We start from the raw sequence: 22,184 nt of genomic DNA on the forward strand, positions 1-22,184 counted from the left end.
AATTGTCATCCTGAGCTTGTCGAAGGACCTAGGTAAATACACTCGCATGTGTTTCGACAGGCTCAACATGACAAAATCTGCCGAGAAATTGTCTTTATGATACAATCTTCTTTAATCCCGAATTCATTTATTGAGTCCGGGATATTTTGTTTTGAACGATCTTATTTGTTTTTTGGAAACGGTGGTTCAGTTTTTCATGGCATTTTCAGTCCCGCTGTCCGCTTTATCCTGATGAAGGATCAGGATGCTCACTACCATCGGGTTTATTCACCATGGATTGCAGCACGGAGCAGTGCCATCTAAATCTTGAATGTCTTTCAAGCAATGGGTTTTTGCGTTAGGGATTGTAAGGGTTCAGTACCGATCCTTCATCGGTACCGAAGTGCAGCGTAGCCCTGCAAAGCCCGACCCTTGCGAAGCTTGGGGAACGCCCATATCAATTTGCAATTCACAGTTTGTAGTTAGCCGGTGCTTGGACCTTTGAAACTTCGAAAGTCTTGGGTACTTTTTTAATTTTTTTTAATAAATCTTTTATTAGCTTTACGATATGCAGGCTGTAAACTACGAAAACGAAACAAGCTATGGTAATTTAGAATTGCTTGCACAGCAAGTAGTAGAAGGTTTTATTACCGGGTTGCACAAAAGTCCATTTCATGGCTTTTCGGTCGAATTTGCAGAACATCGCCAGTATAATAATGGCGATAATGTTAAAAACATCGACTGGAAATTATACGCCAAAACCGATAAACTTTATAGCAAACGTTTCGAAGAAGAAACAAATTTGCGCTGCCAATTTGTGATTGATGTTTCCTCATCGATGTACTTTCCCGAACCTAAAAACAACAAACTGATTTTCTCCATACAGGCAACCGCATCATTAATGTACCTGCTGAAGAAACAGCGCGATGCCTTTGGTTTAAGCTTGTTTACGGATGAAATACTGTTAAATTCGCCGGCAAAGTCTACTACCGTACATCAGAAATATTTGTTTACAAAATTAGAAGAACTTTTACATAAACCCAAGGTAAATGCACAGACTAATTTAAGCGAAGCTTTGCATCAGGTGGCCGAATTAATTCATAAACGTTCATTGGTAATTGTTTTTAGTGATCTTTTTAATACACAAACCAGTACAGATAAAACGGACGGTTTTTTTGATGCCCTGCAGCATTTAAAATTCAACAAACACGAAGTAGTCGTTTTTAACGTGGTAGATAAATCAAAAGAAGTTGATTTTAATTTTGAGAACCGCCCATACCAGTTTATCGATATGGAAACCGGCGAAACGATTAAAGTACATACCAACCAGGTAAAAGAGAATTATACAGCAGCAGTTTCTACTTATCGACAGCAGATTGCACTAAAATGCGCCCAATATAAAATCGACTTAATTGATGCCGATATGAACGATGGATTTTACCCTGTCCTTCAGTCGTACTTAATCAAAAGGCAAAAAATAGGCTAAAATTTGTTGCAAACAACGCAGATTTAGCGTTGTTTAATAAATGATTTAAATTTTAAACTCCCTAATATGTTAGAAAAAGGCGCTACAGCACCAGATTTCGAATTGAATGCTACTCCCGATCAGAAAATAAAACTTAAAGATTTTAAAGGTAAAAATGTTATCCTGGCTTTCTATCCTGCCGATTGGAGCCCCGTATGCAGCGACCAAATGGCACTTTATAATGAAATGCTAAAATATTTTAACAAGTATGATGCACAGATTTTTGGTGTTTCTGTTGATAGTGTTTGGTGTCATCTCGCTTTTGAAGAAAATAGAAAGCTACATTTCCCCTTATTGGCAGATTTTGAACCAAAAGGAGCCGTGTCAAAGGCTTACGGCGTGTATGATGAAGAACTTGGCGAAAGCAAAAGGGCACTTTTTGTGATTGATAAGGAAGGGAAAATTGCCTGGAGTTATTTGTCGCCAATAGCGGTTAACCCTGGCGCTGACGGAATTTTAGATGCGTTGGAGGAATTAAATAAGAAATAAGTTATGAGTACTTTAAAACCTGAAATAAATAGTCAAGATCATATTCAAGGTGATGATTCGGCGAGTGTAACCATTGTCGAATTTGGTGATTATCAATGCCCATATTGCGGTAATGCCTACCCGATTATGAAGGAAATTGAAGAAACATTCGGCCATCAGATCAAATTTATCTTCCGTCATTTTCCTTTGGCAAATGCGCATGAGTTTGCTTTTCCGGCAGCCATTGCTGCAGAAGCGGCAGGTTTACAAGGTAAATTTTGGGAAATGCACGATGCATTGTACGAAAATCAATACCGCTTAAATGGTGAGCTGTTCGACGAATTGGCCGAAACGATTGGTTTAGACCTGGAGCAGTTCCAGCAAGACAGCACTTCGGAAGAGATCAAACGAAAAATAGAAGATGATTTTGACAGCGGTGTACGGAGTGGTGTAAACGGAACGCCTTCATTTTATGTAAATGGAACCAAGTTTGACGGAGGCGCAACTGATTTGTACCAGATGCTTAAAGAAAGCGCCGAATAAGAGAGAGGACACAAGATGTAAAGCCGACTCTTCTGTACCATACGGCACAACTTGTGGGGAAGGCCTATTTAGTCGAGCGTGAAGTTAACGTTTATATTATATTTTATAATCAGGTCTTTAACGATATGGAATTCACAATCACCTGGAACTAAACGCTGAGAAATGGTGACTGATTGATTAGGTTTTAGGATTAACTTCTGCTTTATATTATATGCTTTATTGCAGCCTTTAGCCACATTACCATCGAGACAAAAAGAAATATCCGTTATTACTTGTTTGGTTGTGTTTTTAATCGTGATTTTGGCAAATGTAACTGAATCGCTATTGTGTGTATATTTGACTTCTTTCACGTACACGGTATTTCGCCTGTTGATGGTATCATTTAACATTGATTTTGATGATTCAGGTTTTTGAAAAGTCGTAATTTTACCCTGCTTTACCTGTTTGCTTATTTCCTGAAATGGCATTTTTAAAGCTCCACAACAGATAATAATTAATATTCCTAGTTCTTTAGTAAGCATAATTTGAGTTGCTGTGGTTCAATAACCGTAAGTTATTGCTTTTTTTTAAATAAACCTGCATAATTTACGCCCTCATGGTACGGAATTTTGAATAAAAAAACCTCATGTATTTTGCAATACATGAGGTATCAGATAAGGGTAACCGGAAAACTAAAAAACTAATTATGAGTTTTTAGAATTTAACAAAATTGAAATCGCTTCGTGTTTTGTTATATCAAAGGTGCACTTCAATTATGAAGTTTTAGTGAAGAAACTTCATCCATTCCATATTGCGATACTTCTGTTACAACCGCTCCGACGAAAGTCTTCAGTAAGTCAGATTGGCTTATTTTCTATCTGTTATTCAAAACAATATAAGTGCTTCATCTATTTATAAGGTAACAATGAACAATCCTGATTAAAAAATACTTTCATGAGTAAAAATGTGGCAGAACAACTGGTTGAAATGCTGGTTGAAGTTGGTGTAAAAAGAGTTTACGCCGTTACTGGAGACAGTTTAAATTATTTTAACGATGCGGTAAGGCGAAACGGCAAAATCAAGTGGATCCACGTTCGCAATGAAGAAGTTGGCGCCTTTGCGGCAGCAGCAGAAGCTGAACTTGATGGAATAGCCTGTTGTGCCGGAAGTTGTGGTCCGGGCCATGTGCATTTGATTAATGGGCTTTATGATGCGCACCGCTCTCATGTTCCGGTAATTGCCATTGCTTCAACTATCCCAACAGGTGAATTCGGAATGGAATTTTTTCAGGAAACCAATACTATTAAATTATTTGATGATTGTAGCTACTATAATCAGGTTGCTACTACTGCTGAGCAGGCACCGAGAATGTTTCAAACTGCTATTCAGCATGCCATTCATAAAAAAGGTGTTTCCGTTTTTGGCTTGCCTGGCGATGTAGCCCAAATGGATGCCATAGAAAGTGTAACTTCCATGCAGTTTTTTAATAATAAACCTGTTATCCGCCCTTCCGATCTGGAACTACAGGGGTTGGCAGCACTACTGAACAGTCAAAAGAAAATTATGCTCTATTGTGGAATAGGGGCAGCCGAAGCACATGATGAAGTAGTTGCACTTGCGGCTAAATTAAAAGCACCCGTTGGATTTTCGTTCCGTGGTAAGATGGGCATCCAATATGATAATCCTTACGAAGTTGGCATGACGGGTCTTTTAGGTCAGCCATCTGGTTACCATGCCATGCACGAAGCTGATGTAGTACTGTTGTTGGGAACAGATTTTCCATATGTAAATTTTATGCCCGAAAAAAACAAAATTATTCAGATCGATGAGAGACCGGAACGGCTGGGAAGGAGAGCAAAACTAACCATGGGTTTATGTGGCAATATAACTGATTCGATTAAAGCATTATTACCACTTTTAGAAGAGAAGAAAGATGAAAACTTTCTGAAAACCCAACTCGAGTTCTATCAAAAGGTTAAAGAAAGACAACAGGTTTATGTAAACGATCAGGGAGAAGAAAATAAAATCCAGCCTGAATTTGTTGCCGAAACCCTTAATAGATTAGCTGCACGTGATGCTATCTTTACCGTTGATACTGGTATGTGCTGTGTTTGGGGAGCACGTTTTATTGATGGAACAGGTGAACGTAAAATGCTCGGTTCTTTTAATCATGGCTCCATGGCAAACGCTATGCCCATGGCCATAGGAGCTGCCCTGGCGCATCCAGAAAAACAGGTAATTGCCCTTTGCGGCGATGGTGGTTTATCAATGCTCTTAGGCGATCTGGCCACCATTAAGCAATATAACCTGCCTATAAAATTGATTGTTTTTAACAACAGGGCTTTAGGAATGGTTAAGTTGGAAATGGAAGTTGATGGCTTGCCCGATAATGAAACAGATATGATTAACCCTGATTTTGCATTGGTAGCCCAGGCGATGGGTTTTAAAGGAATAACGGTTGCTAAACCGGAAGAAGTAGAAGCAGCGATAGGCCATGCACTTAGTGAAACCGGCCCTGTCCTATTGAATATCATGACCAATCCAAATGCTTTAGCAATGCCTCCAAAAATAGAATGGGCGCAAATAAAAGGCATGACAGAATCGATGGCCAAGTTAATGCTGGGTGGAAAAATGAGCGAGGTTATGGATACAATAAAATCGAATTATAAACATTTGGGAGAAGTGTTGTAGTCTAGAAAAGTTTCGTCATTCCCAACTTATTTGGGAATGACGAGCTATTTTAAATATTACTTAACTATTTTTTCTTATAAAGTCCTTGCAATTGTGTTAATGCCGTTATCAATTTATCTTCATCACCAGCTAAACAATAATATTTAATTCCATTTTTATCATTATCAGGCTCATCTTCACGCTTTTCGAAAACAGGATAAATTGATTTAAGGGTTGTACTATTCTGTTCAGGACTAACCTTAAATCCTTTCCAATGCTGTATCTGCGATTTATTGGAGCTTTCTATTCTGGCATGATCTGAACTGGAAAAGGTTTTTCCGATGGTGAAAACCCCGAAATTCATTTCTTCATCAATAGAGAATGAATTTGCTGTAATTTTAAATTTAGTTTCCTTGCCATTATGTAAGGTAATATCGGTTCCGCCAATTGCTTTCGCCAGCAATTGATTGATGGTTTTTACAATTTCTGCTTTTGGTTGCGCGAAGCCGCCGACTGATCCAGCCAGTAATAAGACCAGCATTAGTTGTGTTTTCATAATTCTTAAGGTTTAAATATTTGTGTGTATCTAAATTTAAACAATTATTTGATTAAACACATACCGAAAAATGAGTAAATAAAAAGGGCAACCAGATTTACTGATTGCCCTTAATTTATGTTGTTGGTGACACTATAAATTCCCCCTCAATTCCTGTTCACGTTCCAACGATTCAAATAAGGCTTTAAAGTTACCCGCGCCAAAGCTTTGCGCACCTTTACGCTGAATAATTTCGAAGAAAAGGGTAGGGCGGTCTTCAACCGGTTTAGTGAAAATCTGCAACAAATATCCTTCTTCATCACAATCGACTAAAATACCAAGACTTTCTAGCAATGCTATTTCTTCATCAATTTTGCCTACGCGTTGTGGCATCATGTCGTAATAGGCTTCTGGTGGTGCACTTAAAAATTCAACGCCACGTGCTTTCAGTTCTTTAACCGTTTTAACAATATCTTTAGTGGCAACAGCAATGTGCTGAACACCTTCGCCCTCATAATATTCGAGGTATTCTTCAATCTGCGATTTCTTTTTACCCTCAGCAGGTTCATTAATCGGGAATTTCGAATAGCCATTTCCATTACTCATTACCTTACTCATCAAGGCAGAATATTCGGTATTAATCTGTTTATCATCAAAAGATAAGATATTTACGAAGCCCATTACGTCTTCGTACCATTGTACGGCTTCATTCATGCGATTCCAACCTACATTACCTACGCAATGATCGATGTATAACAGACCAGCATCTGCAGGTTGATAATCGCTTTCCCATACACGGTAACCCGGCATAAAGGGTCCGTTATAATTTTTACGCTCAATAAACATGTGTACGGTTTCGCCATAAGTATAAATGCCACTCATCTTAAGCTCTCCGTTTTCATCCGTTAAAGTTTGAGGAGCCATATAGGGTTTCGCACCACGTTTTGTGGTTTCTTCGAAAGCACTATAGGCATCATCTACCCAAAGGGCCAATACTTTTACCCCGTCGCCATGTTTTTTTACATGCTCTGCTATTGGATGATCCGATTTTAATGCTGTAGTTAAGATCAACCTGATTTTACCCTGTTGCAATACATACGATGAACGATCACGTACGCCAGTTTCTGGTCCGGCATAAGCCAGGCTTTGAAACCCAAATGCAGTTTTGTAGTAGTGAGCCGCTTGTTTAGCATTACCTACATAAAATTCTATATAATCTGTTCCGTTAATAGGCAGAAAATCTGGTGCTTTTGATATTTTTTCTGCGAATGTTTGTGTTTCCATTTTTGTTATTATTTTAAATGGTTAACCGCTTAATTGTCTAAATCGGTTAACGATGTGTGTTACTTTAAAAATCTTAAATCCTATAATCCAGAAATCTTAAGTATCCTACCTTTACTCTACGTTAATCTGCCAGCTTTTATGGTAATTTTCGTCCTCAATATCCAGGGCATCCTGTGTAAGCATTAAAGGTTTAAAAGGATCAATCATTACCGCGAGTTCATCGGTTTTTTCTTTTCCGATCGATTTTTCTACGGTACCCGGGTGTGGGCCGTGTGGAATACCCCCGGGGTGTAAGGTAATCTGTCCCTTAACTACACTCTTACGGCTCATAAAATCACCATCTACGTAATAAAGCACTTCATCGCTATCTACATTGCTATGGTTGTAGGGAGCAGGAATAGAATCAGGGTGATAATCGTATTTACGTGGAACAAAAGAACAAACCACAAAATTGTGTCCTTCGAAAGTTTGGTGAACTGGAGGTGGTTGATGCAAACGGCCTGTTATTGGCTCAAAATCGTGGATAGAGAAAGCATATGGATAATGATAACCGTCCCAGCCTACATAATCAAAAGGATGTGTACCATACGTATATGGATAAATTAACCCTTGTTTTTTTATCAGTACTTTAAAATCGCCGTATTCATCAAAGGTTTGCAGGTTTTCGGGTAATCTTAAATCACGCTCACAGTAAGGCGCGTGCTCCATTAACTGTCCAAACTGATTTAAATATCTTTTTGGTGGTCTTAACGGACTAAAACTTTCTACAATGAACAGCCTATTTTGTTCCGTATCAAACTCCATTTGGTAAATGGTTCCCCTCGGGATGATCAGATAATCGCCATAAGCAAACTTAATTTCTCCAAATCCTGTTTTCAGCTTTCCAGAGCCTTCGTGTACAAAGATCATCTCGTCGGCCTGGCTGTTTTTGTAGAAATAATCGGTCATCGATTTTCTGGGCGCTGCCAAAACGATGTGTAGATCGCTATTCACCAAGACGGCTTTTCTGCTTTTTAGAAAATCATCTTCGGGTTTAATATTGAAACCGATTAAACTCGTATGTTTCAGGTGTTTTTCCCTAGCAATTTTTGGCTCAACACTGTACGCTTCCCCTAAATTTTTTACAATTGTTGGTGGGTGACAATGATAAACCAATGAATATAAACTCGAAAAACCTTCGGTTGATACCAATTCTTCGGCGTAAAGATTTCCATCAGGTTTACGAAAAACCGTGTGTCGTTTAGCTGGAATCTGCCCCAATTTATGATAAATAGGCATAATTAAATGATGTTATGGTTAGAAAAGAAAAAATCCTAATGAATTAACAATCAAAACGGTAATGCGTTTCAATTAAAAAAGAAAGGGGGATAAAATTACAGAGAATATTGAGCCATGATCAGCTTGGATAGCATCTTATAGCGACGGGCCGCAATAGCGTCGTTTACTAGATTAATATGTAATGCTTTTAAGATCATGGTTTTAATGGCACTAAGGTAAGTATTTTATTTAAAAGTTGAAATTTTAATTACCTTTAATTACTTACTATATAATCATCCCGATGAAATTTATTTTTACATGTTTGTTTTTTTTAGCCTTGAGCTATACCGCTTTTGCGCAACAAAATGCCAAGTACACCATTAGGGTTATAGACCGAAGTGGAAAAGCAACAAGGGGTTCTTTTTACGCTGCGGCCGATGATGGTTTAACAATTATCAGAAACCGGAAGGACACCATAAAATTAAGTGCCGACAGTATCAGTGCATTATACATTCACCGTAAAGGGATAGCCGCACCGCTTGCCATTGCCGGAGGTTTAACATTTTTTGTATTGGCTGCCAAAAGTGATAAATTGGTCGAGTCGGTAGTGCTTATTGCTGCGGGTGTACCTGTTGGCGTATCTGGTGGGATATTACTTGGTGGGTTACTCTCCAATAAAAAACATTATAAAGCACTTCAGGCAAAAGATTTTCCTTTAATTAAATCAAACCTTCAGAAATATACCGTATTAAAATAATAACGCTTAAGTTTTATTTTGAATGGCCTAATTTCTTAGCTTTACCGCGTATTTAACCAAATCATATATGAAACTAGTATCTTATAAAACCGAAGACCAAGAACATCTAGGTATATTTATCAACGGGCATATTTATAACTTAAATAGTTGCGATAAATTGCTCCCAGATAATATGAGTGCGTTTTTGCAAGGTGGTGAAGTGTTAATGGAAAGAGCAAAAAGGATAGACGATCAGATAAAAGATGGTAGTTTAGCTGCTAAAGAAGAAATTTTTTACGAGATTTTGGCGCCTGTTCCACATCCTACCAGTTGTCGCGATGGATACGCTTTCAGACAGCATGTTGCGGCGGCACGTAGAAATAGAAAGGTTGATATGATCCCTCAATTTGATGAATATCCAATCTTTTATTTCACCAATCACAACGCTATTCAAGGTACTGGAGAAATTGAATGTATGCCAGATCATTTTGACAAACTCGATTTCGAATTAGAGGTTGCGATTGTTATTGGTAAAAAAGGTAGAAATATTAAAGCTGCTGAGGCTGACGAATACATTGCCGGTTATATGGTAATGAACGATATGAGTGCCCGTACCTTGCAGATGGAAGAGATGTTGTTGAATTTAGGCCCTGCAAAAGGAAAAGATTTTTCTACGGTAATTGGCCCATGGCTGGTAACGCCTGATGAATTATTGCAATATAAAGTTGCGCCTAAAGAAGGGCATGTTGGTAATGCTTACGATCTTAAAATGACCTGCAGGGTAAATGGCATTGAAGTTTCGAAAGGAAATGCCGCTGATATGGACTGGACTTTTGCTGAAATTATAGAACGTTGTGCTTACGGTGTAGATATCCTTCCTGGGGATGTTATTGGTTCAGGAACAGTAGGTACGGGATGTTTCTTAGAATTAAACGGGACTGGTTTGCTTAACGATCCAAACTATAAAGTACAGTGGTTACAGCCAGGTGATGTTGTGGAAATGGAAATTACTGGACTTGGGGCTTTAACCAATACGATTACTAAAGCAGATACCGATTTTTCGATTTTGGCGCTGAAGAAATTGTAAAGTAAACTGTTGTAAAGTTCAAAGTTGGAAAGTTGAAATGTTCTGGGCGTATATCGATTATGCGTTAATTACAATAAGTTGGAAAGTTGAGATGTTCTGGGTGTAAAACCAATAATATTTTAATATTTTCACTTATACAATTTTGATAATGGCAAAAGTAGAGAAATTTGAAGATTTAGAAATTTGGCAACTAGCTAAACAAGTTGGTGTTGAAGCCTACCGGATGTCTGATTTAGAACCAATGAAATCTGATTTTGGGTTAAAAGATCAATTTAGAAGAGCAGCAATGTCAATGTCTGATAATGTTGCGGAAGGATTTGAATATAACAACAATCCAGATTTTATTCGCTTTTTAGTTTATGCAAAAGGTTCATCTGGAGAGTTTAGGAACAAAATTATAATATTAGAAGAAGCTAAAAAACTCTCTACAGCAGATTATAAACTTCTTTATGAAAAATGCATCGAATTTTCATCCAAAACAAAAAGATTCATTGATTACTTAAGGGATTTCGAAAAGAAAAAGAAAGCTTTGAAAAAGGGAACATAATTTTTACTCTGCACCTAGAACTTTCCAACCTGAACAGATCGCTCTATTTTGTACCCAAACTTTCCAACTTTTAAGTTTTATATTAGACAGTTTTCTATGCGCACTCGAAACTTTCCAACATTTCAACTTTCCAACATTTTAACCTATCAACCTGTGCTAACTTTAAACACCTCCGATTTAACCCCTGTAGATCTGCAAAATTATTTGCAATACGCCATCGCTCCGCGGCCGATCTGCTTTGCTTCAACTATCGATGCCGAAGGGAATATTAATTTAAGCCCCTTCAGTTTCTTTAATATGTTTAGTACAAATCCGCCTACCTGTATTTTTTCCCCGTCAAGAAGGGTGCGTGATAATACCACCAAACATAGCCTTGAAAATGTACTGCAGGTTAAAGAATGCGTCATCAATATTGTAAACTATGATATGGTGCAGCAAATGAGTCTGGCCAGTACCGAATATGCCAAAGGTGTAAACGAGTTCGAGAAAGCGGGATTTAAAATGTTGAAATCTGATCTGGTCCGGCCACCAAGAGTTGCCGAAGCACCCGTGCAGTTTGAATGTGTTGTAAATGAGGTGATTTCATTAGGCGATCATCATGGTGCAGGAAACCTCGTGCTGGCTGAAATAAAAGTAATCCATATTAATGAAGCTATTTTAGATGAAAATGGTAGGATTGATCAGCATAAAATCGATCTTGTGGCGCGTTTAGGTGGCGATTGGTACTGTAGGGTTACGAACGACAATTTATTTAAAGTAGCTAAACCCCTCGCTAAATTGGGTATCGGTGTAGACCGGTTACCACATTCGGTACGTTTTTCTAAAGTATTATCCGGAAATGACCTGGGAATGCTGGGAAACGTTGAACATTTGCCGAGCAACGAAGAAATCGACCTGATTAGTACCCACGCAGAAGTAAAAGAAGTGCTCGATGCAACCATAGGTGATATAACCAATCGAGAAAGAGAGCTGCACGAACTGGCCAAAAAGTTTCTTCATAGCGGAGCGGTAGAACTTGCTTTAAAGGTTGTTTTACTTTAAATTTATTAAGTTAATTTTTTAAGCTATGCATACAATTGTTCAGGTAGATCAGTACATCATTAATTCGGCAGCATTCGCGATTCCTATTTTAGATCATTTAAGGAATCTGGTTCACAAAGCTGATGCACGGATTGAAGAAAAAATGAAGTGGAGCATGCCATTTTTTGATTTCAAAGGTACGGTTTGTCATATGGCATCTTTTAAACACCACTGTGCCTTTGGCTTTTGGAAAGGATCATTAATGCAAGATGAGTACGGCATTTTTAAAGAACATTCTGAAGCGATGGGTTTGTTAGGAAAAATAACATCTTTGGAAGATTTACCCTCGGATGAGATCCTGATTGCCTACATACAACAGGCAATTAAATTAAATGAGGATAATGTAAAGTTGCCTGCAAAACCAAAATCTACAGCGCAGAAAGAGCTGATTATTCCCGAATATTTTATTGAAGCATTAAAAGATGATCCTAAAGCGTTAGCTGTATTTCAGAACTTTAGCTTATCCAATAAAAAGGAGTATGTAATGTGGCTTGAGGAAGCAAAAACAGAGGCAACTAAACAAAAACGATTGGATACCGCACTGGAGTGGCTCGCAGAAGGGAAAACAAGAATGTGGAAATATAAAAAGTAAGTTATATAATACTTACAATTTTCATGAAACGGGCCTTATAATGACCATCAAGATCCGTAATGGTGACCTGATGCGCTTTACCCGAAGAGGCATGGATGAACTTGATCCCGTTTTCATCAATAGAATAAACAATCCCAACATGGCCTATTCTTCTTATTCTTGAATTACTGCCTGTAAAAATCAACACGTCGCCTACTTTTGCGTTTTCCAAGCTGGTTTCTTTACCCGCATAGCTAAACTCGCGTGAAGAGCGTGGAACCTTAAAACCAAAATTACTGAATACATAACTTACAAAACCAGAGCAATCGAAACCAACTTTAGGGTTACTTGTTGCATAACGATAGGGGATGCCTAACATGCTTTTAGCAAATTCGATTAAACTTTCTGATTGCTTAGCTGAGGAATTGCTTGATGATTTGTCCTCTTTAGGGAGGCTGGCAACTAGCTTTTTAACTAACTCCTGGTATTGAGCCGGGATGATGGTTTGGGCTTTTCCTGCCGTGGCAGACAAAATGAAAAACGCAATCGGGACTATTATTTTCTTCATATGTAGGAACCAAAGATATAAAAAATATCCAAAGTCGATTAAAATGTTGAAAATGAGTGCAAATAAAAAAGTCCAAACAATTTGCCTGGACTTCTGATTAAAATATTTGTTTTCGATTAAATACTTGGGAACATAGATTGTGCTCTTTCACCAATTAATGGAATAGGTTTTTTTTCTCCCTGGATTGCAGCAATTAATCCGATAATCCACAATACGAATAATCCAATTTGAACAATCCGGAGTATATAAACAGCATCTAAAAAGCCGGTTGCAAAAATTAAAGGGATTAAAAATAAGCTTAAACCCCAGCTCAGAACGGTTGATGCCAGGTGGAACAGCAGCGTTTGTTTTAAATGATATCTGCTCAATTCGGTTTGATTATCTTTATACATGGCGAAATAGGCAATTAACCAGCCAATAAACCAAAAGTAGCTTACTATTGCTGCATTTTTTCCATTATCGGCTGTTTTAAAAGGTGAGTTTGTTTCCATAGGTTTTTTAGTTTTTCGATTTAGCACGTAAATTACTAAATAATACGGATATTATGGCGTGGTAACAGCAACAGGTAAAATCTTTCCATTAAAGAATTTATGTCCGGTTTTAGCAAAATCGGTAACATATTTCCCCATTTCGAAGGCCATAACCGGGCTTTGATAGCCAGGGAAAGCTGCTTCCAGCATTTCAGTCTGTGCCGATCCTAATGCAAGACAATTGATCTTGATTCCTGTTTCAGCCAACTCGAACGCCAAACATTCAGTTAAGGTGTGCAGCGCTGCTTTACTCGCCGAGTAGGCCGAAAGCCCTGGGAATTTAACGCTCCCTTGAAAACCACCCATACTACCGATGTTTACAATGTGGCTTCCAGCTTGCATTAAGGGCAAAATGCTTTGGATCATCCTGAAATGCGAAATCACATTGCTCTGCAACATTTCGCCCAGATCAATTTCAGTAGTTTCTAAAAAAGGTTTATTAATTAAAGCCCCAGCATTGTTAATCAGGATATCAACAGATCCTAATCGTTCCTTTAAAAATGGAACTAATGCAGCGTAATCATCATTTACGATGTCGAATTCTACTGGTAAAAGTGTACAGTCGGGATTAATACCTTTAGCAATTTCTAAGAGTTTACGAAGCTTATCTGCAGATCGGGCAATGGCTACAATTTTGTTCTCTTTCTGTAAGCTAAACTCTAAAGCAGTTTCGAAACCGATTCCGCTACTTGCACCTGTAATTATAATGTTCATTAAAAAAAGTTAAAAATTGTTGGGTATTTAAGAGATAAGTTCGTCATGCCTACCTGAAGCAAACCGAGCCTTAAGCGAGCTCACCGAAGGTAATTTATTTCAGTATCTATTTGCATTAAATATATCGTAAAATTAATAAAATTAAAGGCATGGATCAATCCTCCGTAATCAACTGGCTTACCGGGTTTTTAATTACATGTAAACCATCGCTGATCAATTTAGTATGATCAAGCTCCCTGCCAGCTTTGATTTCCAGATAAACCTGAATTTCCTTTTCCAACTGATGATAAATCTTTTTATGGTAAATAATCTCCAGAATTTCCAATGCACAAAGCCAATCCTGCCTATGGTTCGATTTTAGTTGTGCGAAAATTTCGGCAAGCTTATCTAAACCTTCGCCACTTTCCCTAATCTCTCTAACCGTATGGTATAAATCGTGCAGTTTTAAAGTCTTATCATCATAAGTAATCTGATGTGTTTTCTCGTTACTAATTAACGTAATCTCTTCGTAAGCATCTTTATCTGCAGCCCCATTAAAAACTGAAACGATCTTTTCACCTATGGCCATATCATAAATGCCCCATTCGGGCTTAAACAAAGTATTTCCATTGCTTTCTGTAACCGTACAATCTTTAAAGGCAATTAAAAGGAGCTTGTCGTTTTGAATAATAATATCTCTAACTACACCAATTACTTTAATGCCACTTTCAAATAAAAGTTCAGCTTTTTCACCAGTAATTATCCCTATAGCCTGTAATTCAGCTATGTTATAATCTTCCAATGCTTTTTCAGCATCTTTTAACTTACCCACAGGAGACGAAAAACCATCTGCATGGTAATCTTTCCCATGGCCATTCAATTGTTTTCCGTTAAAAGCCAATGCCGATGCACCCGTGGTTTTAATAAAGGTTACTTCATCTTTTACGCCCACACCAATGTCGGTAAACACACCGCTTACCTGTAAACCCGAGCTATAAACAGCTGTGGCTACATTTTTACAGGCAATTGCTTTCATAATACTTTCTGTTCCACCTTTTCTAAATGCCATGGTATTGGCAAAAGTTTCCAAAACATCAATCAGATTTTGGAATGTTTCGGTTACAAAAAGCTGTGGCTGAGGTTTGGTAATATCGTAAGCATAGTTAATTGTGTCAATGTTGTACCAAAGTTTCTCCACATCATTTTGCATACAGGTTGCACTTTCACCGATAGAAGAAAGCAAGCCAGCACCATAAATTTTGGGGTTTTCTAAAGTGCCAATCAAACCATACTCAACTGTCCACCAGTGTAAGCGACCAAGCAAAGCCATTTCAGAAGGTTCGCCCATATTCTCACTAATATAACGCAATTCCTTTTCTGCCTTGGCAATCTGAAACTCATCGGCATCTAGGGCTTCCTTCAAAATAGATAGTTTCCTGATGGCCTCATAAAGCTCAAAATCTTTCGCTGAAAACATGGCTTTTGCACCAATTGAACCAAAATAACTTAAATAATTATTGTAATCCGTATCGGCAATAATAGGCGCGTGGCCAGCACTTTCGTGTATAATATCTGGTGCAGGCGTATATTCAATGTGATTAATCTGGCGGATATCGGCAGCAATTACCAGTACACGGTAGGCCTGATATTCCATAAAAGCGGCTGGCGGAATAAAGCCGTCAACGGTTACAGCGCCCCAACCAATCTTGCCCAGATTGTCGTTCATCGTTTGCAGGTCGGGAATGTGTTCGATACTTAAGCCCGCTCGTTGTAAGCCTTTTATGTAAGGGTAGTAAGCAACATTTTTAAGGTAACTATAATTCTGACGCATCACGTAACGCCATACTGCTTGATCGATCGGTGTGTATTTTTCGTAATTCTGGTCAACAATAAATTGCTTTAAATGATTGGGCAATTTTGCTACCTGCGCATTATTAAAATCATTAAAATGGCTCATGGTTAATCTGAAAATAAGTTGGTCGGCAGCTAAGTTATGATGTTGTTTTTATCTTATCAAGAAAGTGGTTGGATAAATTAACAGGCAAAAGTAATAAAGGTTTTAGGTGGCTGAAATGATGGATTAATCGTTAGAAAAGGTGCTATCGTATTTCATCGGCGGGGTTCTGTCGGGCTGTACGCTATATCTTTTGCCGCCCTTCGACTCCGCTCAGGCAAACAGCAAAAGGATATCACTTCCATCCCGTTTAGTTACAATGGCTTGTGCTGATGAACCTGGTTTTTTAGGCATTTCGCTGCGAAACGAAAATAGCAGCAGCTTATTGTCCACCTAAACCCGACTGGCGCGTAAAGCCCGGAATGAGGCACGAGTGAGGACTTGAAGCAAAGGCGGGATTGTAGAAACCGAAAAGGCTGTGGACTGCTTTTCAAAAATTACTGCTCTCCGTCTCTGCTATCATTTATAGATGTTTTATTAATTTGATAATAAGATTTTTATGTTTATCAGTTGCGAATCTGTCATTAGCCTTCCATTGTATTTGAAAAATTCAAACCGATATCATCGACAGATCCAAAGAAAAGGCGTCATTGCGAGGAGGAACGACGAAGCAATCTTTCATGCTAATCGTCTTTGCCATAAAGATTGCTTCGTCGGCTGAAAAAGCCTTCTCGCAATGACGATACCTTGAGGCTATTTATTCTCTTAAAACTATATCAACTATTGATTTATACAAATAAATTAACTTTCAGGCAAACCGCAAAAGGATATCATTTCTACCCCGTTTAGGTACAAATTAAGATTATAATTGCTTCTTTTTTAGCTAGCTAACTATGATTAATTCTGTGACTTCAGTGTTTTAGTGGCAAAAAAAACTTATGCGGCTAAACTAAATTAGGGATTTTTCTTTCCTTTTTTTTCTCCGATTTTTTTGACGCTAAACGTAAAGTAATGTTGATAGAGGTAACTGAAAAGTGCCATTAAAACCGATACCAATATTCTCGAGAGCATCGCTAAAGTTGGATAATCTCTTAAAAGTTCCAGCAAAAACTTCAATAAAACATAATTGGCCAGTATGTTAATAAACTGGAGGTTTAAAAATCTAAAAAGCTGAACCCTGCCCTTTAATTCGCTATGTGTAAATATGATGTATTTGTTGAGCAAAAAACTGGTTGGGATGGCAATGGCATAATCGATCAACAGCGATGCGGTTTCTCTCTGAAGTACAATTATCCCAAAATCTACTTCTTCGGTTTTAAAGATGAAAAAGTAAGCAAAATAATAACTTAAAATTCCCAACAGCAAAGTACCGCCACCAGTGGCCATATATCTGAAATTATGTAGGGAAATGAATTTTTTAAAAGGGGGGTAAAAAAAATCTATTACGGCTAAAATTATTTTGCGCATTACTTAAAACTGTTCGTTGTTATTATTGGGCATACACCAAATTGCATAAGCGGTCGTCATCCTGTCCCAAACCTCGGGATCAGGATCTTTCTTGGCATAAAGATGCTGAAACGAGTTCAACAAAACGTAGTGGCCTTGAAATATTCAATTTGTCGTGCAACCGTTATTTTTGGGCGCAATTTACAATTAAATTTTTATTGCCACGGTAATAAGATCATTTATGCAATTACTCGTTATTGGTGTAATACATAGGTTGCGCCACAAAATCGATTACTGCGCACCAGGTATAAGAGGGGTGGGGCTGTATGCTTACGCCAACAGTATTGAGTTTGTATTTTTGATCGAGTAAATTAAAACGGTGGCCAAGCGAAGGTACGCCGCAATCTAATAACAAATGGCAAACAATATCTAAACTGTTCGAGTAACCGAAATCGATATTTTCGCTCATGGCCTTGTTTGGGAAATACCTGGATAATCGTTTCGAAAATTTATCTCCGTTACTGCTTTCGTGCGTATCGAGATTATTCCTGTTTAAATCCTGTGCATGGCTGCGGCTTAACGATGTTAATTTATCGTCAGGATAAAACATCTGCAGATTTTTTACGCCACGCAAATGTTTAAGTAAAGAAGTGTAGTAAGAATTGTTTCTGGTAATACGGAGTTCATTGTAATTTCTATACTTCCGTACTTTAGCATTGTAGTTATTGATGTAGTCCTCTAAAAACGTATAATAAAACTTTTCGCCATCAATGCGGATCAGGTTCATATACATCACAATGTTTTTTTCTTCGTTACTTAAATAAGAAGCATTTGCTGCGGTATTGGCTTTGCGGAATTCGGCATCAGTCCATTTTTGAGCATTAGCCTGGCAGGAAAAAATTAAGAGAAAAAGGGTAGGTAGAAGTATTTTAAACATAGGATGATTTTCATGGATAACGTCTTTTAATTTTTTTTATTTCTCGTCTGTTAAAAATAATACGGCGTAAGCAATTAGTTACAGCCTTTACCTAACTAGGCAATATGAATATTCGTAATTTTAGTTTTAGAAAACGATGATGAAAAGAATATTAATATTAGGCTGTTTATTAAATTTTGCGGTTTCCTTAAAAGCGCAGGTTGATACGGCAGCAATTAGAACAGTTTCGAATCAGATAAAGAAAGAATTTGCCCCAGATAAACGGTCTGTTTATTTTAATATTCAGTTTAAAGGAGATACTGTTTTTGCAGAGAGTACCTCGGCGCAAGTGCTCGAGGCCCTAGATAACCAAATCAAAGATTTTAAAGGCTTCGTTAAAATAAATACACTTCTTCCTTCAAACAAACTGGCAGGGATGGAATACGGGTTAGCCAATCTTTCGGTATGTAACAATAGGGCAGCCCCTCAAAATGCGGCAGAAATGATGACGCAGATGATTTTGGGCACACCCGTACAAGTATTAAAGAAACAAGGTGGCTATTATCTGGTGCGCACACCCGATGGTTACCTGTCATGGACTGATGCTACCGCAGTAAGTGTAATGGATAAAGCCGCTTTTGAGGAATGGAAAAAATCGAAAAGAATTATTTTTACTTCCGATTTTGGTCATGCTTTTAGCAAAGCAGATATGAACTCTTCCCGCGTTTCCGATTTAGTAAATGGCAATATCTTAGTATTAATTGGCGAAGAAAAAGCTTATTATCAAGTTATTTTTCCCGATAAAAGGAAGGGCTATATTAAGAAAACCGATGCCCAACTGTTTTCGAATTGGTTGAAAAAACCTAATCCAGATGCGGAGGCTATTTTGGCTACAGCAAAAACATTAATTGGCGTGCCCTATCTTTGGGGTGGTACATCTATCAAAGGGGTAGATTGTAGTGGTTTTACCAAAACAAGCTATTTCCTGAATGGAATCATTATTCCGAGAGATGCCTCGCAACAAGCTTTGGTTGGAGAAGATATACCTGTTTTAGAAGGAGATTCGATTAGCCTCACTAAATGCCTTAAAAATTTAAAAGCTGGAGATCTATTGTTTTTTGCCGCGGCAAAATCGAAAGGAACATCTGGAGGAAGAATAACACATACTGCTATTTATATGGGCGATGGCGAGTTTATTCAGTCAGCTGGGATGGTTAGGATTAACAGTTTAAAACCCGATGCTGCCAATTTTGATGAACGTGAAAGTAAAACCCTGGTTAGTGCTAAACGTTTTCTGAACCAGATTGGTACGTCCGAAATTACAAGGGTTGGTCGACATACCTGGTATGGAACCTCACCTTATTAACGGTCGGGTTGAAGCAGTGCTATTCATGAAATTGTATCATAAAGACGATTTCACGCCAGATGATGTCATGTTGAGCCTGTCGAAACACCTTAATGAGTATTTAACAGGCCCTTCGACAAGCTCTCCGTAGGAGTCCTATGGACACGATGACAAATCTATATTTATGATAAACCTCAAGCTGAAACAGAAGCGGTGGTTACAGACTTAAACAGGGGGAGGCTACAAAAACATACCACCTGATGCTTCAATGCGTTGTGCATTAATCCATCTGGCATCTTCAGTACATAAAAAGGCCACCACGCCACCAATATCATCTGGCAAACCAACTCGGCCTAAGGCTGTATTCAAGGCGATTCCAGCGTTTACTTGATCGTTATCGCGCACAACGCCGCCACCAAAATCGGTTTCTATGGCTCCCGGTGCAACAATGTTAGCTCTAATTCCCCTCGCGCCTAATTCTTTGGCCTGGTATTTTGTTAAGGTTTCCATTGCACCTTTCATTGAGGCATAAGCTGCATAGCCAGGGGTGGCAAAACGTGCCAAACCAGTAGAAAGATTAATAATCCCACTGCCATCATTTAATAACGGTAAAGCCTTTTGGGTTAAAAAGAAAGCTCCTTTATAGTGGATGTTTACCAAAGTATCAAATTGTTCTTCGGTAGTTTCGGCAAAAGATGCATGAATGCCGATTCCTGCATTATTGATGAGAAAATCGAATTTTTCGGCATTAAAAACAGATTTTAATACAGCTTTAACTGCTACGAAAAAAGCATCGAAAGTTTTGGTGTCGGCTACGTTTAGCTGTAGCGCTGCTGCCTGTACACCAAGTTGTTTTATTTCATTAACGGTAGCTTCTGCTTCTTCTTTTTTAGATTGGTAGGTAACAATTACACCAATTCCTTTTGCTGCAATTTTTAAAGCAGCATTTTTTCCTAATCCGCGGCTGCCGCCGGTTACCAGGGCGATTTTATTTTGTGTTTCCATTTTCTTTTAATTTGTTAAACAAAGTTAGATGGAAACCTGCTGAAAAAATGGTGACAGCTTAAGTAAAAATGGTGACTGTTTAAGTTTTATATGGTGACAATTTCCTTATTTGCGGCCAAAGACTGGAAATAAGCTTCTCTATACTGTTTTGGTGTTTGGCCAGAGAAGTGTTTAAAAAACTTGGTAAAGTTAGATGGATCGTACGTTAAAATTCTAGCTATTTCAGCAATGGGCATACTAACATTCTGTAACATCGATTTCGAAATTTCCATTAAACGTTCTTCAAAGAAGTAACAAGGTGAGTGGCCAGTAGCCGATTTAATGGTATTGCTTAAGTGCGTGGGATGAACGTGAATAAGCTCCGCGAAATCCCTTACTTCGAACATCTCGGTTGCCCTGCCCGATACCACATCATCTAAATGTTTATCTAGTTCCTTCAAAAAATCGGCTGCAATTTCGTGTTGGCGGGCAAAAAACTTCTGTGGAATTTTCATATCAAAGCGATTGCTGTTTAAACAAATATAATATCCGGATAAATGAATATGAAATCTGAAAGCTATTTGTGACTAAAGAATTATTAAATGCAAAAACCGCTGATTTTTAGATCAACGGCTTTATATTTAAAAAGTTAATTCTTATTTTTTGCTAAAGGGCAGGTCGAAAATACCATCTGTTACCGTTACTGATGTATTTATCGTCGTATTTTCATTGGGTGCTTTAAATGAAAATGTTCCCTTTAATTTACCACCAGTTTCACTTGTAATTACCAATGTGCCACTTGTTGCAGTAAATGAGCCTGTAGGTATTTGGTCTTTCAAGTAAGATCCAACTCCGTCGGTTGCAAGATCATATGTGCCTATGCCTTTATAATCTATTACGGAAAGAATCATACGTTTATCACCATTTATAGTTACAATCGTAAGTAAATTCCCAATAATTGGAGTGTTGATTGATGTTGCTTCACCTGTAAAACCAATTGTGGTGCCATCTATTTTTGCACTTAAATTATTCGTGCTGTTATTGGTTTCGGGTAGTTTTACCGGAACCAAACTGATCAGAAATTGCCCCTCACTAATGGTTTTGCTTGTTGAAGTAGATTGATTTTGTCCTTTAAACTCAAAAGTACCCTTAATGTATTTGTCTGCTAAGTAACTGGTTATTTTAATGGTTCCGCTTGAGGTTCCGGTGTAAGCATCTTGCAAGCTGGATGTACTTAAAAGGTAAACTGCCATATTATTATCCGATAACTTATAGGTGCCAACACCTTTAAAATCGCTGATCAGTAAACTAAAGCCCGTATTAATTCCTTTGTTTCCCGAGATTTGGACACTTATTTCTCCACCTACATCGTAAAGCTGGGCAGTAGCTAAAGTACACTGCACTAAAGCACCATCAACTTTTGCACTCATGGTAGATAAAGCCCATTCCTGATGGTAATCGATTTCCTTTTTGCAGGATGAGGTAATTAAAAGGCATATGAGTGCCAGTAGCGATAATTTGAAAGGTACTTTCACGAGCGTTAACTG

Annotated in this window: 23 protein-coding genes; 10 read left to right on the plus strand and 13 right to left on the minus strand. The window is 38.1% G+C overall.

Features of this window, described 5'->3' with window-relative positions:
* Window positions 1–547 precede the first annotated feature (547 nt).
* From ACN9MR_RS03455 to ACN9MR_RS03465, 3 genes are all read left to right on the plus strand, one after another.
* Window positions 548–1,465: a DUF58 domain-containing protein gene (locus tag ACN9MR_RS03455; protein ID WP_426328246.1), complete on the plus strand. Its 918-nt coding sequence runs from the start codon at window positions 548–550 to the stop codon at window positions 1,463–1,465.
* 66 nt (window positions 1,466–1,531) lie between these two features.
* Window positions 1,532–1,993 (plus strand): redoxin domain-containing protein, encoded by a 462-nt coding sequence (locus ACN9MR_RS03460; protein ID WP_426328247.1) that lies wholly within the window; start codon window positions 1,532–1,534, stop codon window positions 1,991–1,993.
* A gap of 3 nt (window positions 1,994–1,996) precedes the next feature.
* Window positions 1,997–2,515 (plus strand): DsbA family protein, encoded by a 519-nt coding sequence (locus ACN9MR_RS03465; protein WP_426328248.1) that lies wholly within the window; start codon window positions 1,997–1,999, stop codon window positions 2,513–2,515.
* Between the two features lie 68 nt (window positions 2,516–2,583).
* Here the strand turns inward: ACN9MR_RS03465 and ACN9MR_RS03470 are convergent, their stop codons facing one another.
* A complete protein-coding gene (locus ACN9MR_RS03470; protein ID WP_426328249.1) occupies window positions 2,584–3,036 on the minus strand; it encodes a hypothetical protein in 453 nt (150 codons plus the stop codon).
* A 412-nt stretch (window positions 3,037–3,448) separates the two neighbouring features.
* Between ACN9MR_RS03470 and ACN9MR_RS03475 the strand changes: the two genes are divergently transcribed.
* Entirely contained in the window at window positions 3,449–5,185 is a 1,737-nt protein-coding gene (locus ACN9MR_RS03475) for a thiamine pyrophosphate-dependent enzyme (RefSeq protein WP_426328250.1), read from the plus strand.
* A 64-nt stretch (window positions 5,186–5,249) separates the two neighbouring features.
* Here the strand turns inward: ACN9MR_RS03475 and ACN9MR_RS03480 are convergent, their stop codons facing one another.
* The 3 genes from ACN9MR_RS03480 to ACN9MR_RS03490 form a co-directional block, all read right to left on the minus strand.
* Window positions 5,250–5,720, minus strand: coding sequence for a hypothetical protein (locus ACN9MR_RS03480; protein WP_426328251.1), 471 nt, complete (start codon window positions 5,718–5,720; stop codon window positions 5,250–5,252).
* Window positions 5,721–5,852: 132 nt separating this feature from the next.
* Window positions 5,853–6,983 carry a 4-hydroxyphenylpyruvate dioxygenase gene (gene hppD / locus ACN9MR_RS03485; protein ID WP_426328252.1) on the minus strand — a complete coding sequence of 377 codons (1,131 nt, stop codon included), beginning with the start codon at window positions 6,981–6,983 and terminating at the stop codon, window positions 5,853–5,855.
* A 111-nt stretch (window positions 6,984–7,094) separates the two neighbouring features.
* Window positions 7,095–8,261: a homogentisate 1,2-dioxygenase gene (locus ACN9MR_RS03490; RefSeq protein ID WP_426328253.1), complete on the minus strand. Its 1,167-nt coding sequence runs from the start codon at window positions 8,259–8,261 to the stop codon at window positions 7,095–7,097.
* Window positions 8,262–8,541: 280 nt separating this feature from the next.
* On the opposite strand from ACN9MR_RS03490, the gene ACN9MR_RS03495 reads away from it, so the two are divergent.
* The 5 genes from ACN9MR_RS03495 to ACN9MR_RS03515 all read left to right on the plus strand — a co-directional run bounded on the left by ACN9MR_RS03495 (window position 8,542) and on the right by ACN9MR_RS03515 (window position 12,282).
* Window positions 8,542–8,997 carry a hypothetical protein gene (locus ACN9MR_RS03495; protein ID WP_426328254.1) on the plus strand — a complete coding sequence of 152 codons (456 nt, stop codon included), beginning with the start codon at window positions 8,542–8,544 and terminating at the stop codon, window positions 8,995–8,997.
* A gap of 67 nt (window positions 8,998–9,064) precedes the next feature.
* Window positions 9,065–10,063 (plus strand): fumarylacetoacetate hydrolase family protein, encoded by a 999-nt coding sequence (locus ACN9MR_RS03500; RefSeq protein ID WP_426328255.1) that lies wholly within the window; start codon window positions 9,065–9,067, stop codon window positions 10,061–10,063.
* 148 nt (window positions 10,064–10,211) lie between these two features.
* The gene (locus ACN9MR_RS03505; RefSeq protein WP_426328256.1) at window positions 10,212–10,610 is read left to right on the plus strand and encodes a four helix bundle protein; all 399 of its coding nucleotides are present in this window, start codon (window positions 10,212–10,214) and stop codon (window positions 10,608–10,610) included.
* Between the two features lie 153 nt (window positions 10,611–10,763).
* Window positions 10,764–11,651 carry a flavin reductase family protein gene (locus ACN9MR_RS03510; protein WP_426328257.1) on the plus strand — a complete coding sequence of 296 codons (888 nt, stop codon included), beginning with the start codon at window positions 10,764–10,766 and terminating at the stop codon, window positions 11,649–11,651.
* 25 nt (window positions 11,652–11,676) lie between these two features.
* Window positions 11,677–12,282 (plus strand): YdeI/OmpD-associated family protein, encoded by a 606-nt coding sequence (locus ACN9MR_RS03515; RefSeq protein WP_426328258.1) that lies wholly within the window; start codon window positions 11,677–11,679, stop codon window positions 12,280–12,282.
* A 1-nt stretch (window position 12,283) separates the two neighbouring features.
* Here the strand turns inward: ACN9MR_RS03515 and ACN9MR_RS03520 are convergent, their stop codons facing one another.
* The 6 genes from ACN9MR_RS03520 to ACN9MR_RS03545 all read right to left on the minus strand — a co-directional run bounded on the left by ACN9MR_RS03520 (window position 12,284) and on the right by ACN9MR_RS03545 (window position 18,329).
* Complete coding sequence (locus ACN9MR_RS03520; protein WP_426328259.1) at window positions 12,284–12,829, minus strand: C40 family peptidase; 546 nt, start codon at window positions 12,827–12,829, stop codon at window positions 12,284–12,286.
* Between the two features lie 116 nt (window positions 12,830–12,945).
* On the minus strand, window positions 12,946–13,320 hold the full coding sequence (locus tag ACN9MR_RS03525; protein WP_215125812.1) for a DUF4870 domain-containing protein: 375 nt from the start codon (window positions 13,318–13,320) through the stop codon (window positions 12,946–12,948).
* Window positions 13,321–13,371: 51 nt separating this feature from the next.
* Window positions 13,372–14,073 (minus strand): SDR family oxidoreductase, encoded by a 702-nt coding sequence (locus tag ACN9MR_RS03530; RefSeq protein WP_426328260.1) that lies wholly within the window; start codon window positions 14,071–14,073, stop codon window positions 13,372–13,374.
* Window positions 14,074–14,227: 154 nt separating this feature from the next.
* Window positions 14,228–16,009, minus strand: a complete 1,782-nt coding sequence (locus ACN9MR_RS03535) for an aromatic amino acid hydroxylase (RefSeq protein WP_426328261.1) — start codon at window positions 16,007–16,009, stop codon at window positions 14,228–14,230.
* An 891-nt stretch (window positions 16,010–16,900) separates the two neighbouring features.
* Window positions 16,901–17,413 (minus strand): GtrA family protein, encoded by a 513-nt coding sequence (locus ACN9MR_RS03540; RefSeq protein ID WP_426328262.1) that lies wholly within the window; start codon window positions 17,411–17,413, stop codon window positions 16,901–16,903.
* A 226-nt stretch (window positions 17,414–17,639) separates the two neighbouring features.
* Window positions 17,640–18,329 carry a CAP domain-containing protein gene (locus ACN9MR_RS03545; RefSeq protein WP_426328263.1) on the minus strand — a complete coding sequence of 230 codons (690 nt, stop codon included), beginning with the start codon at window positions 18,327–18,329 and terminating at the stop codon, window positions 17,640–17,642.
* Between the two features lie 136 nt (window positions 18,330–18,465).
* Here ACN9MR_RS03545 and ACN9MR_RS03550 point away from each other — a divergent pair, with 136 nt between their 5' ends.
* The gene (locus tag ACN9MR_RS03550; RefSeq protein WP_426328264.1) at window positions 18,466–19,674 is read left to right on the plus strand and encodes an NlpC/P60 family protein; all 1,209 of its coding nucleotides are present in this window, start codon (window positions 18,466–18,468) and stop codon (window positions 19,672–19,674) included.
* A gap of 219 nt (window positions 19,675–19,893) precedes the next feature.
* Here the strand turns inward: ACN9MR_RS03550 and ACN9MR_RS03555 are convergent, their stop codons facing one another.
* The 3 genes from ACN9MR_RS03555 to ACN9MR_RS03565 form a co-directional block, all read right to left on the minus strand.
* Window positions 19,894–20,658, minus strand: a complete 765-nt coding sequence (locus ACN9MR_RS03555; protein ID WP_426328265.1) for an SDR family NAD(P)-dependent oxidoreductase — start codon at window positions 20,656–20,658, stop codon at window positions 19,894–19,896.
* An 86-nt stretch (window positions 20,659–20,744) separates the two neighbouring features.
* A complete protein-coding gene (locus ACN9MR_RS03560) occupies window positions 20,745–21,152 on the minus strand; it encodes a helix-turn-helix domain-containing protein (RefSeq protein ID WP_184469330.1) in 408 nt (135 codons plus the stop codon).
* A 141-nt stretch (window positions 21,153–21,293) separates the two neighbouring features.
* A complete protein-coding gene (locus ACN9MR_RS03565) occupies window positions 21,294–22,172 on the minus strand; it encodes a DUF6252 family protein (protein ID WP_426328266.1) in 879 nt (292 codons plus the stop codon).
* Window positions 22,173–22,184: the final 12 nt, after the last annotated feature.

This window comes from Pedobacter sp. R-06 (genome assembly GCF_049913135.1).
In the GTDB taxonomy this organism is placed as follows: Bacteria; Bacteroidota; Bacteroidia; order Sphingobacteriales; family Sphingobacteriaceae; genus Pedobacter.